This window comes from Kitasatospora sp. NPDC001660 (genome assembly GCF_053596725.1).
Genome location: NZ_JBSFGU010000023.1, coordinates 87,326 through 110,983, shown reverse-complemented (window position 1 = coordinate 110,983; position 23,658 = coordinate 87,326). Strand labels below are relative to the sequence as shown.

Genomic DNA, 23,658 nt, shown 5'->3' with positions numbered 1-23,658 from the left:
GGTAACAGCGTCCCCGCGTCCCTGATCGCCGGCCCACCGTTGCGGCCGGGACGAACCGGCGCACAAGCTGACGGCGAAACACCGAGAGGGAGCAACTGTGAGCACTGTTCGGGCGGCCCGGGCCGCGATACGCACCAGCGACCGTCTCCACCGCGGCGCGGTGGCACTGGCAATGGGCGGGGTCCTGCTGATGACCGCGGCCTGCGGCGACGGCCAGGGAGAGGGCGGCGGTGACGCCGCGCCGGCCGGCACCGCCGCCTCCGGAGCCGCCTCCGGAGCCGCCCCCGGCGGGGCGCCCGCCGTGGCGACGCCGAGGACGTCGACCGCGGTGCTGGACGTGGAGCCGAAGGACGGAGCCCAAGGGGTCGCGCCGACCGCGCTCCATGTGTCCGTCTCCCACGGCAAGCTCACCGCCGTCGACGTGACGGACAAGGACGGCAAGCCCCTCCAGGGCTCGATCACCCCGGACGGCACCGGCTGGAAGCCCGCCGCCGCACTCGCCCCCGGCACGGCCTACACGGTGAACGCCCAAGCGAAGGACGCAGACGGCCTGGTCGCCGCGGCCACCAGCGCCTTCACCACCGCCTTGCCCGGCAAGCAGGTGTCGACCAACGACAACATCGCCGACGGCCAGACCTACGGCGTGGGCATGATCGTCAAGGTGGACTTCAGCACCAAGGTCCTGAACAAGGACGCCGTCGCCAAGGCCATCACCTTCGAGACCGACAACGGCACCGAGGTGAAGGGCCACTGGTTCGGCGACAACCGGATCGACTTCCGCCCGGCCGATTACTGGAAGCCGAACACCAAGGTCACCATCCACTACCGGCTGAAGAACGTCGAAGTCGCCCCCGGCGTGTGGGGCGACATCGACAAGGACGAACCCTTCACCATCGGCCGCTCCCAGATATCGACCGCGGACGCCGCCACGCACCAGATGACGATCGTGCGGGACGGCAAGTCCACCACCGTGCCCGCCACCCTCGGCGACGACCAGCACCCCTCCTGGGGCGGCACCATGGTCATCATGTCCAAGGAGCCGGTCACCCACATGAACTCCCAGACCGTCGGCATGGGCAACGAGTACGACATCCCCGCCGCCCCGCACGCGATGCGGCTGACCACATCCGGCACCTACCTCCACGGCAACTACTGGTACAAGGGCGACCCGTTCGGCAAGGCCAACACCAGCCACGGCTGCGTCTCGCTCAAGGACGTGGAGGGCGGCAGCGACACCTCCGTCGCCGGGTCGTTCTACAACAGCTCACTGATCGGCGACGTCGTCACGATCGTCAACACCAAGGAGAAGACCGTCGCCCCTGACAACGGCCTCAGCGGCTGGAACCTCCCCTGGGCCACCTGGTAGCCGCTGGACGGCCGACCTCGCCAGCACGAAGTCGCTGCCGCCCGCGCCCCGAGCGCCCGTCCGGTCGCGGGCGGTGGCTCCTCCGGACGGGCCGACCGATCCCGCGAAGGACAGCCAGTCGGTGTCCGTCGGCCCGTGGGTCGGACCCGCCGGAGAAGCCACCACACATCCTCTCTGCTCAGTCCACCCGCAGGGGAAGCTCGCGCACCCCTCGCACTGATCCCTGGCGGTGGACCAGTTCTTCAGCGTCGACGGCCAGGCGCAGCCGGGGGTAGCGGCGCAGGGCGGTGGTCAGGACCGTCTCGACCTCCAGGACGGCGAGCCGCGCACCCACGCAGTAGTGCAGGCCGTGGCCGAAGCCGAGTGAGCGTGCTGTCGCCGGCCGGGTGATGTCGAAGGTGTCGGCATCCGTCCAGTGATCGGGGTCGCGGTTGGCGGAGGCGGTACCGACGATCACGTACGAGCCCTTGGGAATGGTCGTGCCGCCGATTTCGACGTCCTCAAGGGCGTAGCGGCTCAGCCCGGGTGTGACGGGGCCGTCGTAGCGGAGGGTCTCCTCGACCGCGGCGGGCACCAGGGAGGGGTCGGCGCGCAGGGCGGCGAGCTGGGCAGGATGCTGCAGGACTGCGAGCAGGGTGTTGCCGATGAGTTGGGCGGAGGGCTCATAGCCGCCGAACAGGATGAGTCCGACCATGCTGACGAGTTCGTCGTCGGTGAGGGGCCGGTCGTCGGCCTCGGCGCTGACGAGGGCGCTGATCAGGTCGGGTGCGGGTGCGGCCCGACGGGCGGCGATCAGGCCGCGGACGTAGTCGTCGAACTCATCGAGGGCGGCGACGATGCGCAGGGCGGCTTCGTCGTCGGCGACGAAGCCGCCCACCACGGAGGCGGCCGTGCGGAAGAGGTCGGCACGGTCTGCCGGTACTCCCAGCAGTTCGCAGATCACGCTGATCGGCAGCCGGTCCGCGACTGCCTCGACGAGATCGAACTCGGCCGTTCCGGCCACGGCGTCGAAGAGCGCGTTCGTGCTCTGCTGGATCCGGTGGCGGAGGTCCTCCACACGTTTGGCGCTGAAGGCGCGGACGACGAGCTTGCGCAGCCGGTCGTGCTCCGGAGGATCGAGGTTGGCCATGGCGCGCCCGAGGATCTGCGTGGTACGCAGGGTGACCTGGGCCCGGGGCGGCAGCGGCTCGGGGGGCAGGTTCTGCTGGACGCCGCGGCCGAGCTCGTTGCTGAGCCGGGGGTCGGCCAGGGCCGCGATGACGTCGTCATAACGGGTGATGAGCCAGCGTTCGGCCCCGCCGGGCAGCCTGACGAGGTGTACCGGGCCTTCGGAGCGAAGCTCGCCCAGGACCGGGAAGGGGTCCTGGACGAAGTCCGGTCCGAGTACGTGGACAGCGCCGGGGGTGCCGGCCAGGTACGGGCAGCCCCCCTGTGTGGTGGAGGTCATCGGGTCTCCTCGTCTGTGGCGTGTGTCGGTGGTCGGTGGTCGGTGGTGGGCGGCCGGACGGCCGGGGTGGCGTTGTGACGGGCGGGATCCGGGGCCGGAGCTGCGAGTTGTGCCGCGGGCCGGATGCCGGCGGGCTCTCGTGCGCCGAGGACGAAACAGGCGCCTGCGAGGATCTGGCACACCGCCAGGCAGGCGAACAGCAGCCGGATCGGCAGGTGGTCGGCCGCCACTCCGGCCGCCGCCAGACCGAGGGTGCCGCCGGTGAGTCCGGCGGCGGCGATCACGGTCAGGGTCGTGGAACGCAACGTCGCCGGGATGCGGGTGGTGCGCAGCGCGGCGATCGGGGCGTTGGACAGGCCGTTGAGCAGGCCGGCGGCGAGCAGCACCGCGGCGAGCCCGGCGGCTCCGATGGGCAGCAGCAGCCCTCCGAAGGCGATGGTCTGGCCGAGCCTGCCGAGCACGGCCAGCCGGGTGGCGGACATCCGCCGCAGCGCCGGGCCGACCAGCAGGGTGCCAGTCAGCGCGCCTGCGCCGAAGGCCCCGAGCAGCAGCCCGGCGAGGGTGGCGGACCCCCCGTAGTAGCGCAGGGCCAGGACCGGGAGCAGGGCGAACATGGCCTGCCAGGCCGTCTCGCCGAGTATCTGGCCGATGGTCCAGCTGCCCAGCAGCCGGTCCCGCCGGATGACGCGTACCGCGTCGCCGAGGCCGTGGGCCGAGCGGTGGGCCGGTGCGGCCATGCGCCGCGGCAGCCCGAAGGTGAGCAGAAGGGCGGAGAGCAGGTAGCTGAGCGCGTCCAGGACCAGCGCCGTCGCCGCGCCGAGCGAACTGATGAGCAACCCCGCCGCGAGCGGCCCCAGGAGTACGGCGAGCCGGGTGGCGCCCTGGAGGCGGGCGTTGGCCCGGCTGAGCAGGGTCTCGTCGTCGCCCACGAGGGCCGGCAGCAGGGCCTGCTGGCTGGCGGTGTACGGAGCGTAGAAGGAACCGATCGCGAAGACCAGCGGCATGAACACCGGAAGCACCAGCAGGCCGGTGTCGTGCAGCAGCGGTACGAGGGCCACCAGTGGCCCACGTGCGTAGTCGGCGACGAGCAGCACCCTGCGGGGTCCGAGCCGTCCGGCCAGCGGGGCACCCAGCGCCCCGAAGACGGCGACGGCGGCCATCTGAGCGGCCATCACGGCGCCCATGTCGGCGGACGATCCGGTGGACTTGAGCACGAACCACGGCATGGCGACCGCGCTGAGCTGGGATCCGGACATGGACAGGACCTCGGCGAGCAGCACCAGGCGCAGCGTGCGGCGGCGCTGCCCACCGTCGGGTGAACGCGTCGGCATGCTAGTTCCTCGCGGCTTTCGGGCGTCCGGTGGCGGCCTGGCGGGCGGCGGCCCGACGAGCCCTGGCCGCGCGGTCGCGCAGCGCGTCGGTGGGGGCCACGGCGGTATCACCGGCGCTGTCCGTGAGGAATCGGGCCAGAGCCGCGATGCTGGCGTGTTCGAAGAGCGCGGTGAGGGACAGCCGGGGTGCGGTCCGCTGGGCAAGCCGATGGTGGAGCTTGGCCAGGGAGAGCGAATTACCGCCCAGGTCGAAGAAGTTGTCGTGGATTCCGACCTCGGTGAGGCCGAGGACGTCGGTCCACGCCTGGGCGATCTCGCGCTCCAGGTCGTCGCGCGGGACGACCCGGTCGGCAGCCACCGGCAGGTCGGCGCGGCCCGGCTGTGGCAGTCGGGACGGGTCGACCTTGCCACTGGGGTTCAGCGGCAGCTCCGCGAGCCACACCACTGCCTCGGGGACCAGATGCGCCGGGAGCAGGGAGCCGAGCCCTTCGAGCACTTCGGCGACCGAGGGCCGGGTGGCCCCGCCCTGCTCGGGAACCAGGTAGGCGGTGAGGCTGGGTGTGCGGTGCGGGTCGCCGTGGACGACGGCCGCTGCCACCGCGGAGTGGCGCAGGAGCGCCGCTTCGATCTCGCCGGGTTCGATGCGGTATCCGCGGATCTTCAACTGGCGGTCGATGCGGCCCAGGTACTCGATGGTGCCGTCGGTCTGCCGCCGTCCCCGGTCACCGGTGCGATAGCGCACGGCGGGGGTGCTCACCGGTTCACCGGGGGCTTCGGGGGCGGGGCAGAAGCGCTCGGCGGTCAGCTCCGGCAGCCGCCAGTAGCCGGCTGCCACACCGGCGCCGCTGATGTAGATCTCCCCCGCCACGCCGGCCGGGCAGCGGCGGCCGTACGGGTCGAGGACCAGGACGTCGGTTCCGGTGACCGGCCTGCCGAGGGTGTTCAGCGGCCCCTTGGCGTCGCTGTGGAGATCGTGGGTGAGCGCTATGACGGTGGATTCGGTGGGGCCGTACGCGTTGCGCACCCGGTAGGTGGTGCGTGGCGGGGGCGTTCGGGTGAGCGGGGCGGCGCCGACGAGCATCCAGCGCAGGTGGGGCAGTTCCGGATCGGCCGCCCACAGCGTCTCGGCGAGCGGGGTGGCGAGCAGGGCGACGGAGATCCGGCGATCGTCGAGCCATCGCGCGAGGCCGGTTGCCTCAACGGCGCCCTCGTGCGGGACGACGCAGCCTCCGGAGGTGAGGGCGGACCACACGTCCCACTGGGTGGCGTCGAAGGCGGCGCCGAGGAGCTGTCCGGTCCGGTCGGCGGGCCCGAGGCCGAAGGAGTCCTGACCCCACAGGGCGAGCTGGGCCAGGCCGCGGTGGCGGACCATCACACCCTTGGGCCGCCCGGTGGTGCCGGAGGTGTAGATGACGTACGCGGCATCCTGCGGGGCCACCGGGATCGGGGCGGTGTCCGGGTCGGGCATCGGCCCGGCTGTGCCGGGGACACCGAGGACGGTGGCTCCGGCTGCGGTGAGCCGTGCGGCGGCGGCGGAGTCGGTGGTGATGACGGCGCAGGCCTGCAGGTCGGCCAGGAGCTCGTCCACGCGCTCCGGCGGGGTGGCGGGATCGATGGGGCAGAACGCGGCCCCCGCGTACCAGGTGGCGAGCATCGCGACGATCAGCTCCTCGCCCCGGCCGAGGAGCAGCGCGACCACCGGGTCGGTGGCCGGTCGCAGCGGGCGCAGGCGTGCGGCGAGGGTGAGAGCCCGGTCGTGCAGAGCCCGGTAGGTGAGGACGCCGTGTCCGGTCTCCACTGCCGGGGCATCGGGTGTCCGGCGGATCCAGCGGTGGAGCAGGGCCGGCACGGTGGTGGCGGGTGCGGGTTCGCCGCCGCTCTCCCAGGCCCTCAGGCGCGCCTCCTCCTCGGGATCGTCGCCGAGGAGATCGAGGGCGTCGAGGCGGGTGCCGAGTGCGGCGGGCAGGGCGGCAAGGACGCGGCCGAGGAGCGCGGCCAACTGCTCGGCGTCGGAGCGCCGGATGCGGTCCCCGCGGTAGGCGACGGTGCCGGTGAGGGCGTCGCCGGTGAGCGAGAGCACCACGGTGATGCCGAGTTTGCCGAGGTAGCCCGCGCTGTCCGAGACCAGCGGCAGGCGGACCAGCGGGTGGCCCGCCAGGCGGGGCGGTTCGGCCGGGGCGGTCTCCAGGCTGAGCGTCACGTCCGCGTACGGGGTGCGGCCGGGCCTGCGGACCGGGTTCAGCCGCTCCACCACCTCCTCGAAGGGAGCGCCGCCGTGTTGGTGGGCGTCGAGTGTTTCGGTGCGCATCGCGGTGAGCAGGTCGAGCAGAGTGGCGTCGGCGGCGGGGCGGGAACGCAGCACCACCGTGTTGAGGCACGGGCCCAGGAGGTCCGCGAAGCGGGGGTCGTCGCGGTGGGCGAGCGGGGTGGCGAAGACGACGTCCTCGCGCCCGGTCCAACGATGCAGCACGGCGGCCAGTGCGGTGGCAGCGATCTGGTAGAGGGTGCAGTTCCGGTCCTGTTGGACCGAGCGCAGACGTGCCGTCAGGTCCGGTGGCAGCGGCACGGTCACGGTGCCGTTGGGCCCGGGCACGTCGGGTGCGGCGAAATCGGTGTACTGCGGGGCTTCGGCGAGGTGGTCGCTCCAGTACGCGAGGTCCTCGGCGCGTCGCAGGGTGTCGTGCGCGCACGCCTGGGCGGCGACGTAGTCCCGGTACTGGACGGAATCCCGGTGTGCCGGGTCGGGGGTCGCACTGCGGTCCGCGAGGACGACGGGCTGTCGCAGGGCGGACGGCAGGTCGGCGAGGAGACCGGACACGGCCTGGGCCAGGCGCCGGGCCGCGGTGGCGGCGACCAGATCGCCCCGGTAGGCGAGGACGCCGCTGAGTCGGCCGTGCTCCTCGACCAGCGTGACGGTGATCGCGAACTTGGTCTCGTGCTGTCCGATGGGATCGAGGACCAGGGGTGCGAGTCGTCCGTCGCCGAGTTGCGTGGTGCGGCCGTCCAGCAGGTTCATGTTGAGCGTGATGTCGGTGTACGGAGCCCGTCCCGGCTCGCGTGCCGGGTTCAGCCGCTCCACCACCTCCTCGAAGGGAGCGCCGCCGTGCTGGCGGGCGTCGAGTGTTTCGGTGCGCATCGCGGTGAGCAGGTCGAGCAGGGTGGCGCCGGCGGCGGGGCGGGAACGCAGCACCACCGTGTTGAGGCAGGGCCCGATCAGACCGGGGAAACGGGAGCGGTCGGGCAGCGAGAACGGCACGCCGATGGTGAGGTCGCCGCTGCCGGTGGTGCGGTGCAGCGCCACGGCCAGCACGCTGGCCGCGATCACGAACCAGGACACGCCGTGCTCCCGCTGTACCGGGCCGAGCCGCTCGGTCAGATCGGCGGGCAGGTCCAGGACGATCGCGCCGTGCGGTTCCGCGACCCGAGGGGCGGCCAGCCGGGCGTGGGCCGGTGCTCCCGCGAGGTGGCGGTCCCAGTAGGCGAGGTCGGCGGTGTGCCGGCCACCGCCTCGCTGCGCCTCCTGCGCGGCGCTGAACTCCCGGTACTGCGCGACCACCTGGGAGGGTCGGGTACCGTCCTGGGCGGCGCGGTAGCAGAGCTGGAGGTCGGTCAGGAGTGTGGGGATCGACTCGCCGTCGATGACCAGATGGTGGAAGCAGAGCAGCAGGGCGTGGCCGCGCTCGCCGAGGTCGGCCAGGGCGGCACGGAGCAGTCGACCGGACGCAGGGTCGAACGGGGCGGCAGCCTGCTCCCGGGACCAGGCGCGCAGACCTGCGTCGGGATCGGCGTCGCGGCGCAGGTCGAGGCTCTCCGGTTGCGGGGTCCACGGGGCGCCGGCGTGCTGGCGCAGGCGGCCGTCCTGCTCGATGAACGCGGTCCGCAGGATCTCGTGGCGGGCCACGAGCAGGCCGAGGGCGCGTTGCAGCAGGGCGTGGTCCAGCCCGGCAGGGGCGTGCCAGGCACAGACGATCGTGTAGGCGCTGTCCTGGGCGAACCGCTCGGCGAGCCAGATCCGCTCCTGGAAACCGGAGGCGGGCGGCGCGGCAGCGGTGTCCGGGGCCGCACGCGTGATCTGCGGGGTCGTGGCCCGCTCCGCGTCCACGAGGTCGGCGAAGTCCTGGAGGCGAGGGTTCTCGAAGAGCTGACGCAGGGGAAGGGTGACGCCGAGTTGCGAGCCGATCTGGCGGAGCATGCGCACGGCCAGCAGCGAGTGGCCGCCGAGGGCGAAGAACGAGTCGTCGGCTCCGACCCGGCCGACGTCCAGCAGCACCGCCCACAGCTCGGCGACGGCGTCGGCGGTGGGCGTGGTGGGCGCCCGGCCTTCCGACGTGTCGAGAGGGATCGCCGCGGCGCGCAGAGCCTGGTGATCGAGCTTGCCGTTGGCGGTCAGCGGCAGCGCGTCCACCGCACGCAGGGGCCCGGGGACCATGTACTCAGGCAGGCTCGCCCGCAGGTGGGCGCGGAATTCGGCCGCCCGGGGCGGTTTCCCATGGGGCAGGACGTAGCCGACGAGCCGGTCGTCCTCCATGACCACGGCGGCGTCGGCCACGGCCGGATGCTCGCGCAGCACGGTCTCGATCTCGCCGGGTTCGACGCGGTGGCCGCGTACCTGCACCTGGGAGTCGGCGCGGCCCAGGAACTCGATCGTTCCGTCGGGACGGTAGCGCCCCAGGTCACCGCTGCGGAAGAGGGTACCGGCACCGTGCGGGTTCGCGACGAACCGCTCGGCCGTCAGATCCGGTCGGTTCAGGTAGCCTTCCGCGACCCCCGCCCCGCCGACGTGTATCTCACCGACGGCGCCGACCGGCAGCAGTCGCCGACCGGTGTTCGGATCGAGCAGGTGGACGGTGGTGGTGGGGATGGGGGTGCCGATGACGCTGCGTCCTGCGTCGATGTCGGCCCTGGTGACGGTGCGGGCGGTGACGTGGACGGTGGTCTCCGTGATCCCGTACATGTTGACGAGCCGTACGTGCGGGTGGACGTCCGTCCAGGGCGCGAGCAGCGCGGGCGGCAGCGGTTCGCCGCCGAAGATCACGTAGCGCAGGTGGTCCAGGGCCGCCGGTTCGTCCCGCTCGGCGGTGAGGAGCTCGCGGAAGGCGGTCGGGGTCTGGTTGAGCACGGTGACCCGTTCGCGGCGCAGCAGCTGCCAGAAGCGGTGGGGATCGCGCACGTCGGCCTCGGAGACGAGCACGACGCGACCGCCGTGGGCGAGGCCGCAGAACAGTTCCCAGACCGAGAAGTCGAAGGCGTAGGAGTGGGACATCGTCCACACGTCGCTCGGTCCGAAGGAGAAGGGGAACCGGTCGTTGGCGATCAACCGGACGACGTTGCGGTGGCTGATCACCACGCCCTTGGGGCGCCCGGTTGTGCCTGAGGTGTAGATGCAGTAGGCCGGGGAGTCCGGGGCGGTGTCGGGCAGGACGGTGGACGGGTCGTCCGCGGCGGCCAGTCCGGCCGGGGTCAGCGTCTCTCCGGTGAACGCGGCCGGTACGTCGGCGGTGGAGCCGTCCGGTACCACGGCCCAGCGGGTTCCCGAGTCGGCGAAGATGAACTCCTTGCGCTCGTCGGGGAGTGCGGGGTTGAGCGGCAGGTAGGCGGCGCCGGCCAGCAGCACCGCGATCATCGCCTCCACCTGTGCCGCGCCGCGGGGCAGCAGGAGAGCGACCAGCTCCCCGGGGCGCACGCCGCGTGCCACGAGACCGCGGGCGAGCACCTCGGCCCGTTCGAGGAGTTCACGGTAGCGGTGGTGGGCCGGGGCGCCGACGGTGAGGTCGGTGAGGGCGGTGGCGGCCGGCTGGTGCTCGGCCCGCTCGCGCAGCAGGGTGTGCAGGGTGGTCGCCCGGTAGTCCGCGCCGGTGTCGTTCCATACCTGCAGCTGGCTGTGCCGCTCACGGTCGGTCAGCGGTTCCGCGTCGCCTACGGGCCGGTCGGGAGCGTCGAGCACCGCCCGCAGCAGCAGTGCGTAGTGCTCGGCCATGAGCTGGATCTGGGCGTCGTCGAAGTACAGCCCGTTGAAGATCAGGCTGCCCGCGGCGCCGGTCTCCCCCTCGGGGCGCAGGAACAGGTGGAGGTCGTACTTGCCGTGGCCGGCGCCCAGTTCGGTCGCCGTGGGCAGCAAGGCCGACGGTTCGGCCCAGGTGAACAACGTGTCGAACAGGGCGGTGCGGCTCATGTCCTTGGCCGGGTCGAGCCGCCGCACCAGCTCGTCGAACGGAGCGCGGTCGTGTCGGCGGGCCGTGGCGAGTTCCGCGGCAACGTGCACCGCCAGCGTCCGGAAGCTGGTGTCGGCGGCGGGCCGCAATCGCAGGGGCAGCAGGTTCGCCAGGGGGCCCACAACGCGGCGGTCGGCGTCGCGGCGAGCGTGGTGGGCGACTCCGACCACCATCTCCTGCTGACCGGAGTACCAGGCCAGCAGCGCGGCGAAGGCGGCGAGGAGGACGTCCTCACGGGTCAGGCCGTGCAGGTCGGCGAAGTCGGAGAGCGGCTGTGACTCCGGCAGCCGCACGTCGACGGCGTGCTCCTCGTAGACGTGGACGGGCTTGCGGGGGCGGCGCTCGGGCAGTCGCACGGGTTCGACGGCGCCGCTGAGGGAGGCGGCGCGTACGTCGAGGTCTCGCGTGCGCTCATCCGGGGACTGCTCGGCCAGCCACCGGCGGTAGCTGCTGCCGGCGATGGCCCCGCCGTCGAGGGCGGTCAGCAGGTCCTCGCCGACGACGAGTAGCGCGGCACGGTCGACGACGGCCTGATGGCCGACGAGTGCGAGCCAGAGGATGCCTTCCGGCGAGGGCTGGGCGGCCACCCGCAGCAGGGACGGGGAGTCGAGGGCGAACGGCTCCATGGCCCAGCTCCGCAGCGACTGGGGTACGGTGCCCGATTGGTCCGGCCGTGCGTCGAACCACCGCGGCTCCACACGGGCGCGCGGGTGGATGACCTGGGTGATCCGTCCCGCGGTCTCCTTGAGGCCGGTGCGCAGGGCTTCGTGCGCGGCGACCACTTGGTCGACCGCGTTTCGGAGTCGAACGGGGTCGACGGCGCCGTCGAGCCGGAGGAAGAGCGGCAGGTTGTGGTAGACGGGCGCGGTCGGGTAGACGGTGCCCTTCTCGAACTGGTCGATGAAGCCGATGCGTTCCTGGTGCGCGGAGACGGCGTGGGTCTCGGGGCCGCCCCGGTCGTCCACGACGTCAGCAGCAGCGACGGCTTCGTCCCGCGGGCCGGCTTCATCGCGTGCGGCTTCGTCGTAGCAGGAGGACAGCTCTCGCAGGAAGACCCCCGCGGACTCGCCGTCCCACACCAGGTGGTGCAGGCAGACGAAGAGGACCTGCCCCGCCGCCTCGCCGATCTCCAGCAGCGCGGCGGTCAGCAGTCGGCCCGCGGCGGGGTCGAAGGACTGGTCGGCGGCCCGGTTCAGCCACTGGCACAGGTCGGCTTCGGCGTCCGGGCTGTCACGCAGGTCGATGTGGTCCGGTCGAGGGTGCCAGACGTCCTCGACGTGCTGGCGCAGCACGCCGTCGTGTTCGACGAACCGGGTGCGCAGGATCTCGTGCCGCGCCACCAGGAGTTCCAGCGCACGGGCCAGGGTACCGAGGTCCACGCGGCCGCCCTGGATCCGCCAGGCGAGCGGCACGTTGTAGGAGGCGGCACCGGGGTCGATCCGCTCGGCGAGCCAGATCCGCTGCTGGAATCCGGACGCCGGGAAGGACGCGTCGTCCGGTGTGCCGGCGGAAGGGGGGATCGGAGCCTCGCCGGTCTCGGACGGGGCGTCATGGAGGCCGAGCTGGTCGGCGAAGTCACGCAGGCGCGGGTACTCGAACAGGGCGCGAACGGCGACCTCGCGGCCCAGCCGACGGGAGACCGCGATCACCAGGGACTCGGCGATCAGGGAGTGCCCGCCCAGTTCGAAGAAGGAGTCGTCGGGCTCGATGCCGTCGATCCCCAGGACCTCCTCCCACAGCTCGGTCATGGCCGCGAGTGCGGGAGTGGGGGGCTCCTGGCGGGGCCCGGTGGCCGGTGACGAGCCGGCGGCGGGAGCCTGGACGACGGTGACCCGGATCCGCGGAGCGCGGTCGCCGAGTCCGGCCCGGACGGCCGCGAGGGCGTCGGCAGCCGTCACCTGGCCCTCCGGAGTCAGCCGGACGTGCAGGTCGGCCCCTGCCGCAGTGGGGGTCACCACGGCGCGCCGCACGGCCGGAAGCGCCTCGAGGAGGGCAGCGACGCGGCTGGGGGCGACCGGGCCCTGTGCGGTGGCGACCCGATCGGTGAACTCGGCGACGCCGGTGTCCGCGTCCTCGGCGACGGCCGCGAGCACCGCGAGGTAGTCGTCGGCCAGCATGCGCAGCATGGTCGGTCCGACGGCGCCTGCCGGGTCCTTCCACAGCACATGCGTACCGGCGCTGTCCTCGCGGACCATCACCGCGAGGGTGTAGTCGGCACTGCTCTCCATGCCGAGCAGGGAGGCGGAGCACTCGTCCGCGCCGTGTCCCCCGACGTCCGCCCCCCGCAGTCGCAGGTCCTGGACGTCCACGTCCTCGCGCAATCCCGCGTGCCAGTACTGGAAGACCGTGCCGTGGGTGTGGGCGCGGGCCTCCCATCCGGTGAGCCCGGCCTCCCGCAGGATCGCGGGCAGCGGCAGGTCGCCGTGGCCGGCCGCGGTGCGCAGGTCGGCGCCGACGGCGCGGACCACGTCGGCGAGGGAGTCGCCGTTCCGTACCCGGCAGCGCACCGGCAGGGCGTTGACGAAATAGCCGACCGTCTCGCTCAGCGCGGGATCGCGGCGGCCGGCGCGGTCCGTGCGTCCGTGGAAGGGGATCGAGGCGAGGAGGTCGTCCTGGCCGCAGTGACGGCGCAGCAGAACGAAGTAGGCCCCGAACAGCGTGGCCACGTACGACACACCGAGTTCGCGGGCTCGATCCCGCAGCCGCCGGGCGAGCTCCGGCGGCACTGCCGTGTCGAGGACGGCGTAGCCCGGCCCGTCCACCGACTCGGGGAGGTCCAGCACCGGCGGCCGAACGGCGAGCACATCCCGCCAGTAGGCGCGGTGTGCGTCACCGGCCGGGGTATCGGCGAGTTCCCGGGAACGGGCGGCGAAGGCTGCGAGGGCCGGCGCGTGGTCCGGCTCCTCCAGTGGCTGCCCGGCGTAGGCACTGCGCAGCCGGTCGAGGAGGACGAGGATCGAGGCCCCGTCGAAGACCAGGTGGTGGACGGCGAGGAGCAGCACCGTCCAGTCCGGGCCCCGCAGGACGTCGACTCGGGCGAGGGGACCGTGCCGCAGGTCGAAGGGACGCTGCCAGACTCGGCGTACCTCGCTTTCGAGAGCACCGGTCACCGCGTGCTCCGTCACCGTGATCGGCGGCGCCTCGGCCCAGTTCAGACACGGCCCGTCCGGCGTCTCGACGACCCGGGCGCGCAACTGCGGGTAGGCCCTTCCGACCGCGGCGACCGCCTGGCGCAGCCGGTCGCCGTCGAGGGTGCCGGTGACCCGAAAGGGAGTGGGGATGATGTGCGACCACTGGCCTGGATCGAGTTTCCAGCCAAGCCACATGGCCTCCTGGCCGACCGAGAGGGGAATCTGCGAGACACGCGCGGCTCGCGGGCCGGAGGGGGCGGGCATAGGAAATGGCTCCTTCATTCGAATGCGCTGGCTGAGGGGTGGTGGCGTGTCAGATCAAGTCGGCGGACAGGTGGTGGGGCTCGTCGGACGCGTTCCAGGCGTCGCTCTGCCCGGCGAAGTCGGCGTCGTCCGCGCCGGCGGCGGCGGACAGCCGGTGCCACAGGTCGGCCAGCCGGTGCCGGGCGGCGGTGCAGTACAGGTCGGCCAGCCGCTGGCCGTCGGCGGTGTCCGCGGTGTCCGGTTCGGCGGACATTCGGGACGCTCGGGCCAGGGTGACGGACATGGTGAGCAGCTCACTGGTGATCTGGGTCAGCAGGATCAGGATGCGCTGGTGTTCGGCCAGTTCGGCCCGGTCCGGGTGGCAGCGCACCAGCTCCCGGCACATGTGGCCGAACCGCTGCACGTCGGCGGCGATCGCCGCCAGGTGGCCTCGGTTGCGTTCACTGAGCTCCGTGTCCGTCGGATCGGGGTTCCACGGGACGGTCGGCGCTGCGGCCTCGGCCGGTTCGGGGTAGTAGTAGGAGAGGATCATGCGACCTGCCACCCAATAGTCGATCATGAAGTCGACGCCGCCGGACACCCGCATGTTGCGCACGTCGCGCAGGGCCTGTTCGACGGGGAGGGCGGGTGCGCCGCGGCGGGCCTTGCTGGCAGCGGTCTCGTACCCTTCCGCCGCCAGCAGCGACACCGTGCGGTCGGCGATGCGCCATGCGGTGACCGAGCCGATGTTCTTGGCGACGTTCTGTTTGAAGGCGAGGTTGTGGCCCAGCATCAGGTCCTCGGGGAGCAGCGCGGCCCGGGCGACGCTCTCCAGGGCGAAGGTCTCGGAGAGCGTCTCGGCCACCTGCCGCCGGATCTCCTCGTACTCCCGGAGAGGGCGCCCGTCGACGGTCCTGCGGTTGACGAAGTCCCGGGACCACTGGCAGCAGCGTTTGGCCACCGCGAGCGACGGTGCGACGATCATGTGCATGCGGCCCCGGATGACGAGCCGGGAGACGGCCGGGGTGAGCCGCGAGCGCGGGTCGTGTGCCTCGTGGAGCTGGTGGGTGGCGGGGACCCGGACGTTCTCCAACGTGATGTAGCCGTTGGGAAAGCCCCTGATGCCGGCGAACTCGTGCCACTGCCCGCTGGTGAATCCGGGGCTGTCGGCCTCCACGAAGAACACGCGGGTGCCGACCGTGCCGTTCTCGCGCACCGCCGCGGTCACACTGAACAGGCTGCCGACGGGGGCGTGACCGACGAAGAGCTTGTGCCCGTTGAGGATGTAGGCGTCTCCCCCGTCGACCGGCTCGGCGGTGGTGAGGCGGTGCTGGTTCGCCGCCCCCGCGATCTCGGTGTCGGCGGTGCCCGACAGACCGCCCACCGCCTGGTGTTTGGCCAGCAGCTCCTTCAACGGCCCTCCGGACACCACCGGGAGGAACGCCGACGCACCCACGGAGTTCTCGATGCCCATCACCAGGGCGACCGGGAAACACCAGGTGGCGGCGGCCTCGATCATCCGGAAGGTGTTGAAGTGCGACAGGCCCAGGCCGCCCAGCGCGGCGTCGAGCTGGAGACCCAGGTAGCCCCGTGCCCGGAGTTCCTCGAGCAGGCCGTCGGGCAACCGGCTGGTGGACTCGACCTCGGCCGGGTCGACATGCTCGCGCAGGAAGTCCCCGAGCGCGCCGACCGCCTCGTCACCGCGCGCCCGGTCAGCGGCTTCCTGCTCGGGGAACGGGTGGATGAGGTCCCACCGGAACCGGCCCTGAAAGAGCTCCTCCAGGAAGCTGGGGCGGTCCGGGTCGGAGTTGAAGTTGCGGGTGCCGCCGGAGCGCTGCTGTGTCATGTGAGCGGGCCTATCGTCGAGGGCGGGTGCGGAGGCCGTCAGGCGGCCTTGGACGCAAGGGCCGCGCGGTCGCGGCGGCCCGACTAGCCGAGCGACCGGACCAGGGACCGGCGGTCGGTCTTGCCCGACGGACTCAACTGCAGTTCCGGAAGCCGGACGAAGCGTCCGGGGACCATGTGCCGGGGCAGCAGAGCGGCGGCGGCCGTCCTGAGCAGAGCGGCGGTCCGATCGGGGTCGGTGCCGGGAGCGGCCGTCCAGCAGGCCACCATCATGGCCTCGGCGATCCGGCTGGTGACCTTGACCACCACGAGGTCCTGCACACCTGGCAGCCCCTGCAGGGTTGCCTCCACCTCGCCCAGTTCGATCCTGAAGCCGTTGATCTTCACCTGGTCGTCCGCGCGGCCCGCGTAGCACAGCGTGCCGTCCGGGGTCAGCCGGGCGAGATCGCCGCTGCGGTAGTAGCGCCGCGTCGGACCGCCGGCGACCGAGCGCTCGACGAAGCGTTCGCCCGTCAGGTCGGGTCGGCCGAGGTAGCCGAGCGCCAGCCCGTCGCCTGCCACGTGGATCTCGCCGGTCTCCCCGGGCCGTACCGGCTCGCCGGCTTCGTCCAGCACGCGTAGTTCCCAGCCGTCCAGTGGCTCGCCGAGGTCGACGGCGAAGTCGGAGGTCGCCGCCGCGGACGACCCGGCGTCCAGCTCCGCGTCGGTCAGCGGGCGGGAGGTGACGAAGACGGTCGCCTCGGTGATCCCGTAGGTGTTGACGAATCGTGTTCCGGTGCCGAAGACCCGCCGCCAGTCGCGGACGTCGGCCGCATTGATGGACTCCCCGCCGAAGACCACGTACCGCAGCGGCGGCCCGGACGTCGTGCCGGGCTCGACCGCCCGTACCAGATGGCGGAAGACCGACGGCACGACGTTCAGCACGGTGACCCGTTCACGCGTGAGCAGGTCGAGCATGGCGCGTGGCGAGCGGGCGGTCTCCTCCGGGACCACGACGAGAGTCGCACCGTGCGCGAGCGCGCCCCACACCTCCCACACGGAGAAGTCGAAGGACGCCGAGTGGAACATGGTCCACACGTCGTCGCCGTCGAGTTCGTACCGGCGGTCACAAGCACGCACCAGGGCGAGGACGTTGCGGTGCGGCACCTGCACGCCCTTCGGCCGGCCGGTGGAACCCGAGGTGTAGATGACGTACGCGGGGGTCGAGGGATCGACCGCGCACTCCGGTACCGCGTCCGGCAGCCGGGCGGAGGCGGGCTCCTCCATGGGCTCCGTCGCAAGCCCCGAGAGCTCCGGCGGCAGCTCCTGGTCGGTGAGGATCAGCGTGAGGGCGGCGTCCTCGGCCATGTAGCGCAACCGCTCGGAGGGGTAGCCGGGGTCGAGCGGTACGTACGTGTGCCCGCTCTTCAGTACGGCCAGCATCGCCACCACCGTGTCGGCTCCGCGGCGCAGATGCAGCCCGATCCGTGCGCCCGGCACCGGGCATGCCCGGTGCAGTCGAGCGGCCAGCCGCTGGGCGCGGCGAGCGGTCTCGGCATAGGTGAGCACCTTGTGCTCGTCACGCAGCGCGATCCGGTCCGGAACCCGGGCGGCCTGAGCGTCGAACAAGTGCTGGAGAAGGGTCGGGGTGGTCGGGGGGCAGCGGTACGCCATGGGACAACGCCTTCGTCAGGGAGTGGGACGTCAAGGAGGAGCGGACAGGGGTGCGTCCTGCCGGCCGAGGCCGGTCAACGCCTTGCCGACGGGCCGCGCCCTGGCGCCGGCCGATCGCCGGGGCCGGACGGCCGGGGGCTCGTCGACCGTGTGTGCCCGCGGGACGCGTCCGTGCCGCGGGCACACGTCGGGGTCAGCCCACCGCCGTCACAGCCAGCGCCCGGTCGATCTCTGCGGCCAGCGCGGCCACGTGGTGCCGGCCGAGGACACTGTGGTGGTTGCCCGGTACCGGACGGACCGTCACCTCGCCGTACAGCGCGGCGAGCTGCCGGGTCAGCCTGGCGCGCCCGGCCGCGTCGACTCCTGCCTTGAGCAGCAGCATCCGGCCGGTCACCGGCCTGGGCCGGTGCCGCAGCAGCGCCGTGATGCTCGCGTTGTGCAGCCGCACGTAGTCCGGCCCGCCCGTCGCGGGCGCCAGTGCGGCCAGGGTGTCGATCCGTGCGAGTTCACCGTCGACGCGCGCGGGCCTTCCGGCGTTGCCAACGGCGAGCGAGCGGCCACGCGCAAGACGGGCCTTCAGCATGAGACCGACGCTGGGCAGCAGCCAGGAGGGTCGTGCGGCGACCGGCAGGCCGCTGGTCGGGGGCAGATAGCCGTCGATGGCGACCAGCAACTCCACCCGCTGCCCCATCGACTCCAGCAGCCGGGTCATCTCGTGCCCGACCATGGCACCGTACGACCAGCCGCCCAGCAGGTACGGTCCGCTCGGCTGGATCTGCCGGAGGACGGTGACATGGTGCGCGGCGATGTCCTCGAGTCTGACCAGCGGCCTGCGGTGGCCGTCGAGACCGGGGGAGTCGAGACCGTAGACGGGCCGGGAACCCTCGAGGCGGTCGGCGAGCTGCCGGTAGCACAGGCTGTCTCCGGTGGCCGGCGCCACCAGGAACAGCGGGCACTCGCCGCCGCCCTTCCGCAGGACGGTGGCATGGTCGGGCAGGAACGCCGGGCCCGGCGTCGCGGCCCCTCCGGGCGTCGACACGCGGCCGGAACCGGCGACGGGCGCCGACGGGGGTGCGACGGACGGGGTCTGCGCCACGGCGGCGAGCAGGCCGCCGAAGGTCAGCTCGTACGGCAGGTCCGCGGCGGGGACCTGCCGCCCCAGCCGGCTGCGGATCATCCCGGTGAGCTGGACGAGCATCAAGGAATCTCCGCCGAGCCGGTGGAAGTCGTCGCTCTCGTCGACGCCGGGTGCGCCCAGGACCTCGCACCACATGTCGGCGAGCCCGGCGGCGAGCCCGTGCGGCCGTCCGGGTTCCGGCGTCGCGACGGCTGCGCTCGGCACGGCCGGCGTGCCCGCCCGGGTCTCGCGGGGAAGGGCACCGGACAGCCGCAGCACCATGGGCGGTATCCGGTGGCCCCCGAACAGGTCGGCCAGGTCCGCCGGCCCGGTGCGCGGGACTTCCAGATGGCCCCAGCCGGGCGTGTGCGGATCGGGGTCCAGGGTCCTGCGCAGCTCCTCGTCCGGCCAATCGACCGGGTCCTCGGTGACGACCCAGACCGGCCCGTCGGTGGCTGCGGTCGAGCGCAGCTCTGCCCACCGCTGCGCGGCGCCCTGCCGCAGAGCGGGCAGGCAGAGAAGTCCTTCGGCGGATTCCGGCAGGTCGGGGCCGGGACTGGCCGCGAGTACGGTGACGTGGTCGCTGGCCAGGCTCGCGGCCACCGCACGGACGTCAGTGAATCCGGCGTCCCGCAGCGCATGCTGCCAGGTCCCGGCATCGAGGTGGATGGAGTCGCTGCGCAGTTCGTCGCCGAAGTCCCACCAGCCGGGGGCGAGTCCCCACATCACGTGCGACCAGCGGGCGATCTCCGTCACCTCGACCATGCCCAGCCGCCCGCCCGGCCGCAGCAGCCCGGCCAATCGCCGCAGAGCGGTGGGAATCGACTCGGCCACATGGACGACGTTGTAGCCGATGACGACGTCGTAGCTGCCGGGCGCCAGCCCCTGCTCCACCGGGTCCCGCCCGATGTCGTACGTCGAGAACCGCAGGTCGGTCAGGCCGAGTTCGGCCGCGCGCTCCTTGGCCCGCCGTACGATCAGCGGGCTGACGTCGGTCACGTGGTACTCGACCGCACGGCGTTCCGGCCAGTCGGTGAGCAGCGGCCAGGTGAGCCGCCCGGCTCCCGCGCCGATCTCCAGGACGCGCAGCGGTCGGCTGTCGTCGTCCGCCCTCCGGGCGGTGGCTTCACGGACGACGGTGCGCAGGGCGTCAAGGGCGGCGGCGCAGTCGTCCAGCCGGATCCGGTTGTCGTGCAGGCAGCCGTCGAGGAAGTCGACGTCCGCGTCCGGATAGAGCACCGAGACCGGGGTACGGCGGCCGGAGAAGACGTCGGGGTACGCGGCGGTGACGTGGTCCAGCATCTTCTTCAGGCCGGGCAGTTCCGTCAGCTCGTCGCCACCGGCCAGGGCGGCGGCGAGCGAGTCCACGATGGTTTCGTGCACGTGCCAGCCGTCGGCGTCCCGGCGCAGCCAGCCCTCGTCCGCGAGCATGCGCAGGCAGAAGTCGGCCAGGGCGGGAAGACGGCGGTCGGGATCGATGCGGTGGCGCAGTTCGTTGTCGGCGATGCGCTCACCGCCCCGCAGGCCGGCCATGGCGATGATCTGGCAGCCGGTGAGTCCTGCGCAGTACAGGTCGAGCGTGCGGCTCAGGCCGCGCCTGCGGGTGAGTGGGGGTTCACCGCTCTTCCACACCACGCGGTCGACCGCCTCGGCGATCCGCTCGCCGAGATCCGCAGGGGGCGTCAGATCGGTGTAGCTGCGCACCGGGAGCCCGCTCTCGGCCAGGTCGGCGGCGAGTCCGGCGCCGTTCGGGCGGCCGTCGGTGACCACCGCCCAGTTGACGGGGCCGCGGTCGACGGATGCCGGGGGCACAGGCACCGGCTTCGAAGCGCGGGCCCACCAACCCTGGCGGTGCCAGGCGTACGCGGTCGCGGAGCCGTCGATGGCCGGCAACCGGGCGGGAGCGGGGCCGGTGCCGATGTCGAGCACCGCGACCGGCCGACCGGCGCGCCCGTGGTGCGTGGCCCACGCCGCCAGCTGAGCGGCGCCCGGCGACGGCGTTTCGGTGAACACGTCCGTCATCGCCGATCCCGCGAGCAACAGCGGCGCGCCGAGCCGCTGCGCGGCGGCGGCCAGCTCGGACAGCACCGCCGAGGTCTCCGGGGTACGCGGGTCGAAGGTGCCCGCGCCGCGCCGCGGGGCGGCGACCACCAGCGGGCGCGACGCGCCCCGCTCTGCCAGAGCAGCAGCGGCCTCCGCCACGGACCGGGGCTCCCACCGAGCCGGGACGACCGTGTCGGCGCCGACCAGGGCGGCCACGCCCGGGTCGACGTCCCCCACCGCCAGGAGGGCGTCGAAGCTCCCCGGAAGGGCGGACGTGGTCTGCGTCCAGACCTTCGTGGTCAGCGGCGCGCCCTCGGACGTGACCGGTGCGCCGGCCGTCGAGCCGGCCGGCTGCCGGGAGGCGGCGGGCTGCTGGATGATCGTGGGGGCGAAGGGGTGCGGCGGAAGCGAGCAGAGCCGGCCGGCCTCGGTGTGCCGCAGCGTTGCCCAATCCACGCTCACGCCCTCCTCCCACAACCGGGCGACGGCGGTCAGCAGGGCGATGGGCTCTTCCTTGGGATCGCGGCCCAGCAGGGCCACCGGTACGACGTCCTGCCCCTGTCGCACGGCCTCGCGGCCCAGCGAGTCACCGGGGCCCAGTTCGATCACGAGCCGTGCGCCGGCCTCCGCGAGTGTCCGCATCCCACGGCCCAGCCGTACCGTGCCGAGCAGCTGACCGGCCCAGTAGCCGGGGTCCGCGGCGCGGTCGGGGTCGGCCCAGTCGCCGGTGACGCCGGAGACGAACCTGAGGGCGGGCGCCCGGCTCGGGACGGAGGACAGGACGCGGCGCAGTTCCTCGGCGGCGTCTGCCATCAGCGGGGAGTGGAAGGCGTGGCAGGTGTCGAGCAGCTTGGCCGCGACACCGGCCGCGCTCTGCGCGGCGGCGAGTTCCTCGATCCGCCCGGCCGGGCCGGACAGCACGACGTGGCTGGAGCCCTCGGTGGCGAGTGCGACACCGTCCCGCAGCAGCGCGGTTGCGTCCGGCGGCGGCAGACGCAGGGCGAGCATCCGACCGGGGGCCGACCGGTGCATCGCGCTGGAGCGCTGCCACACGACGTCGAGGGCGTCCTGCCAGCTCCAGAGCCCGGCGACGGCGGCGGCCACGTACTCGCCGATGCTGTGCCCCAGCATGGCGACGGGCGTCACGTCCCAGGCCATCAGTTGTCGGGCCAGCGCGTAGCCGTGGACGAACAGGCCGAGCTGCTGGTGACGGGTGTCGGTGAACCACGCGGGGTCGGTGTCGGGATCCAGGGCCAGGGCCAGGTCCACGCTGTGCCGGGCGAGGACGCGCGCCCGGCACTCCTCGAAGACCTCGCGGAAGACCGGCAGCAGCGCGTGGGCCGCCCGACCGTGCCCGGCCCGCAAGGTGCCCTGGCCCGGGAAGAGGAACGCCGCCTGGGGACGCAGTGCGGCCTTGGTGACGCGGTCGGTGCCGCGCAGCCGCTCGGCCGCCTCCGCGGCACCTTCGGCGACGACGGTGAGGCGGTACGGGAAGCGGCGGCGTTCGGTCAGGGTACGAGCAGCATCGGCCAGGGCGGGGGCCTCCGGCGAGGCCAGCCGCTCGGCGAGGCGGTCGCGCAGGACGTGCAGCGCCTCGGGACTGCCCGCGGACAGGCACAGTGCGCGCGGCTCGTGGGCGGCGCGGCGCCGGTACGGCTCGGCGTGCGGCGGCTCCTCCACGACCAGGTGCGCGTTGGTGCCTCCGATGCCGAAGGAGCTGACCCCCGCGAGCCGGGGCCGCTCGGACTTCCAGGCGCGGTACTCGGTGCTGACCCGGAACGGGGAATCCTGCAGATTCAGCGCCGGGTTCGGGGTGGAGAAGTGCGGGGTCGGGACGAAGGCGCGGTGCTGCAGCATCAATGCGGTCTTGATCAGCCCGGCGATGCCCGCAGCAGCGCCCGCATGGCCGATGTTCGCCTTGGCCGTGCCGATCAGGCAGGAGGTGCCGCGGCGGGCCGGACCGTCCCCCTCGGTGAATGCTGCTTTGAGCGCGGCGAGTTCGACCGGGTCGCCGACCGGGGTCCCGGTGCCGTGCGCCTCCACGTACCCGATCTGCGCAGGCTCGACCCCGGCCTGGGCCAGCGCCATCCGGATCACATCGCGCTGCCCGGTGACGGACGGCGCGGTGTAGCCGACCTTCTCCCCTCCGTCGTTGTTGACGGCGGATCCCCGGATGACGGCGATGATCCGGTCGCCGTGATCCAGCGCGTCGGCGAGGCGCTTCAGGACGACCGCCCCGACGCCGCCGCTGCTGACGGTGCCGGTGGCCCCTGCATCAAAGGCACTGCAGCGGCCGTCCCGCGAGAGGATCGAACCTTCCTGGTAGAGGTACCCGCCGACCTGCTGCGCCCGCACCGAGGAAGCACCCGCGACAGCCACGTCGCACTCGTAACCGAGCAGGGCCCGGCATGCCTGGTGGACGGCGACGAGTGCGGTCGAGCACGCGCTCTGCACCGTGACAGCCGGTCCGCGCAGGCCGAGCTTGTAGGCCACCCTGGTGGCCAGGAAGTCCTTCTCCCGGCCGATCACCCGCTGGGTGGCCGTGGCCGGATCGGCCGGTCCCGCGATCGGCGGTGGAGTGTGGTCGCAGCCCGCGTAGATGCCGGTCCAGTCGCCGGCGCGGTGCGGATCGATGCCGGCATCGTCCAGAGCCTGGGCGGCGCACTCCAGGAAGAGCCTGTGCTGGGGGTCGATGCCGGCGGCTTCGGCGGCGCTGTAACCGAAGAAGTCGCGGTCGAAGCGGTCGCCGCCGGGGACCACTCCCCCGGCGGGCACGAAGTCGGGGTGCTCGACGAGTGCGGGATCGACGCCGGCTGTCAGCAGTTCGTCCCGGCTGAACCGGCTGATGCTGTCCGCCCCCGTGCGGAGGTTGTGCCAGTACTCCTCGACGTTGTGCGCGCCCGGGAACCGGCAGCTCATGCCGACCAGGGCGATGGCGTTCTCATGGGTCATCGGACAACTCCCGAGCCGGTGCCGGACACAGCAGCCAGGTCTCCGAACCCGGACCTGACCACTGGCGGCAGACGATGGATGAAAGCCTCGGCTCGCGTCTCCGGGGAGCCCGCGGCCGGCCGGAGCGTGACGAACCCGGCGGACCATGGCCACGCGCTGCGGTCGCGGTCGCGGGGGGCGGCGGCCGAGGCGCCCGCGGAACGTGTTGCGGCCCCGGACGGCATGTGCGCCCGCGCGCAACGTGGTTCGGGAGCGGCCGTCCCCGACCCGGGTATGCGTACGGTGGTGAAGCAGCGCCGGTTCGTCGCGCCCTGCGGG

Annotated in this window: 7 protein-coding genes; 1 reads left to right on the top strand and 6 read right to left on the bottom strand. The window is 72.9% G+C overall.

The annotated features are described in order from the left end of the window. Window positions 1–97: 97 nt before the first annotated feature. Window positions 98–1,366 (top strand): Ig-like domain-containing protein, encoded by a 1,269-nt coding sequence (locus ACWCXH_RS24060; protein WP_449803522.1) that lies wholly within the window; start codon window positions 98–100, stop codon window positions 1,364–1,366. Window positions 1,367–1,544: 178 nt separating this feature from the next. On the opposite strand, the gene ACWCXH_RS24055 is transcribed toward ACWCXH_RS24060, so the two are convergent. The 6 genes from ACWCXH_RS24055 to ACWCXH_RS24030 form a co-directional block, all read right to left on the bottom strand. Then, on the bottom strand, window positions 1,545–2,813 hold the full coding sequence (locus tag ACWCXH_RS24055) for a cytochrome P450 family protein (RefSeq protein WP_449803521.1): 1,269 nt from the start codon (window positions 2,811–2,813) through the stop codon (window positions 1,545–1,547). Continuing rightward, window positions 2,810–4,144 carry an MFS transporter gene (locus ACWCXH_RS24050; RefSeq protein ID WP_449803520.1) on the bottom strand — a complete coding sequence of 445 codons (1,335 nt, stop codon included), beginning with the start codon at window positions 4,142–4,144 and terminating at the stop codon, window positions 2,810–2,812. Before ACWCXH_RS24050 ends, ACWCXH_RS24055 begins: the two co-directional genes overlap by 4 nt. Before the next feature lies 1 nt (window position 4,145). Further along, the gene (locus ACWCXH_RS24045; protein WP_449803519.1) at window positions 4,146–13,751 is read right to left on the bottom strand and encodes an amino acid adenylation domain-containing protein; all 9,606 of its coding nucleotides are present in this window, start codon (window positions 13,749–13,751) and stop codon (window positions 4,146–4,148) included. Between the two features lie 49 nt (window positions 13,752–13,800). Continuing rightward, on the bottom strand, window positions 13,801–15,576 hold the full coding sequence (locus tag ACWCXH_RS24040; RefSeq protein WP_449803518.1) for an acyl-CoA dehydrogenase family protein: 1,776 nt from the start codon (window positions 15,574–15,576) through the stop codon (window positions 13,801–13,803). Between the two features lie 83 nt (window positions 15,577–15,659). After that, a complete protein-coding gene (locus tag ACWCXH_RS24035) occupies window positions 15,660–17,228 on the bottom strand; it encodes an amino acid adenylation domain-containing protein (protein WP_449803517.1) in 1,569 nt (522 codons plus the stop codon). Between the two features lie 193 nt (window positions 17,229–17,421). Further along, window positions 17,422–23,340, bottom strand: coding sequence for a type I polyketide synthase (locus ACWCXH_RS24030; RefSeq protein ID WP_449803516.1), 5,919 nt, complete (start codon window positions 23,338–23,340; stop codon window positions 17,422–17,424). Window positions 23,341–23,658 lie beyond the last annotated feature (318 nt).

What these genes read in the sequence shown, in the direction of transcription:
- ACWCXH_RS24030 (WP_449803516.1), bottom strand. Translation starts at nt 23,340, where the DNA reads ATGACCCATGAGAACGCCATCGCCCTGGTCGGCATGAGCTGCCGGTTC.
- ACWCXH_RS24040 (WP_449803518.1), bottom strand. Translation starts at nt 15,576, where the DNA reads ATGACACAGCAGCGCTCCGGCGGCACCCGCAACTTCAACTCCGACCCG.
- ACWCXH_RS24045 (WP_449803519.1), bottom strand. Translation starts at nt 13,751, where the DNA reads ATGCCCGCCCCCTCCGGCCCGCGAGCCGCGCGTGTCTCGCAGATTCCC.
- ACWCXH_RS24050 (WP_449803520.1), bottom strand. Translation starts at nt 4,144, where the DNA reads ATGCCGACGCGTTCACCCGACGGTGGGCAGCGCCGCCGCACGCTGCGC.
- ACWCXH_RS24055 (WP_449803521.1), bottom strand. Translation starts at nt 2,813, where the DNA reads ATGACCTCCACCACACAGGGGGGCTGCCCGTACCTGGCCGGCACCCCC.
- ACWCXH_RS24035 (WP_449803517.1), bottom strand. Translation starts at nt 17,228, where the DNA reads ATGGCGTACCGCTGCCCCCCGACCACCCCGACCCTTCTCCAGCACTTG.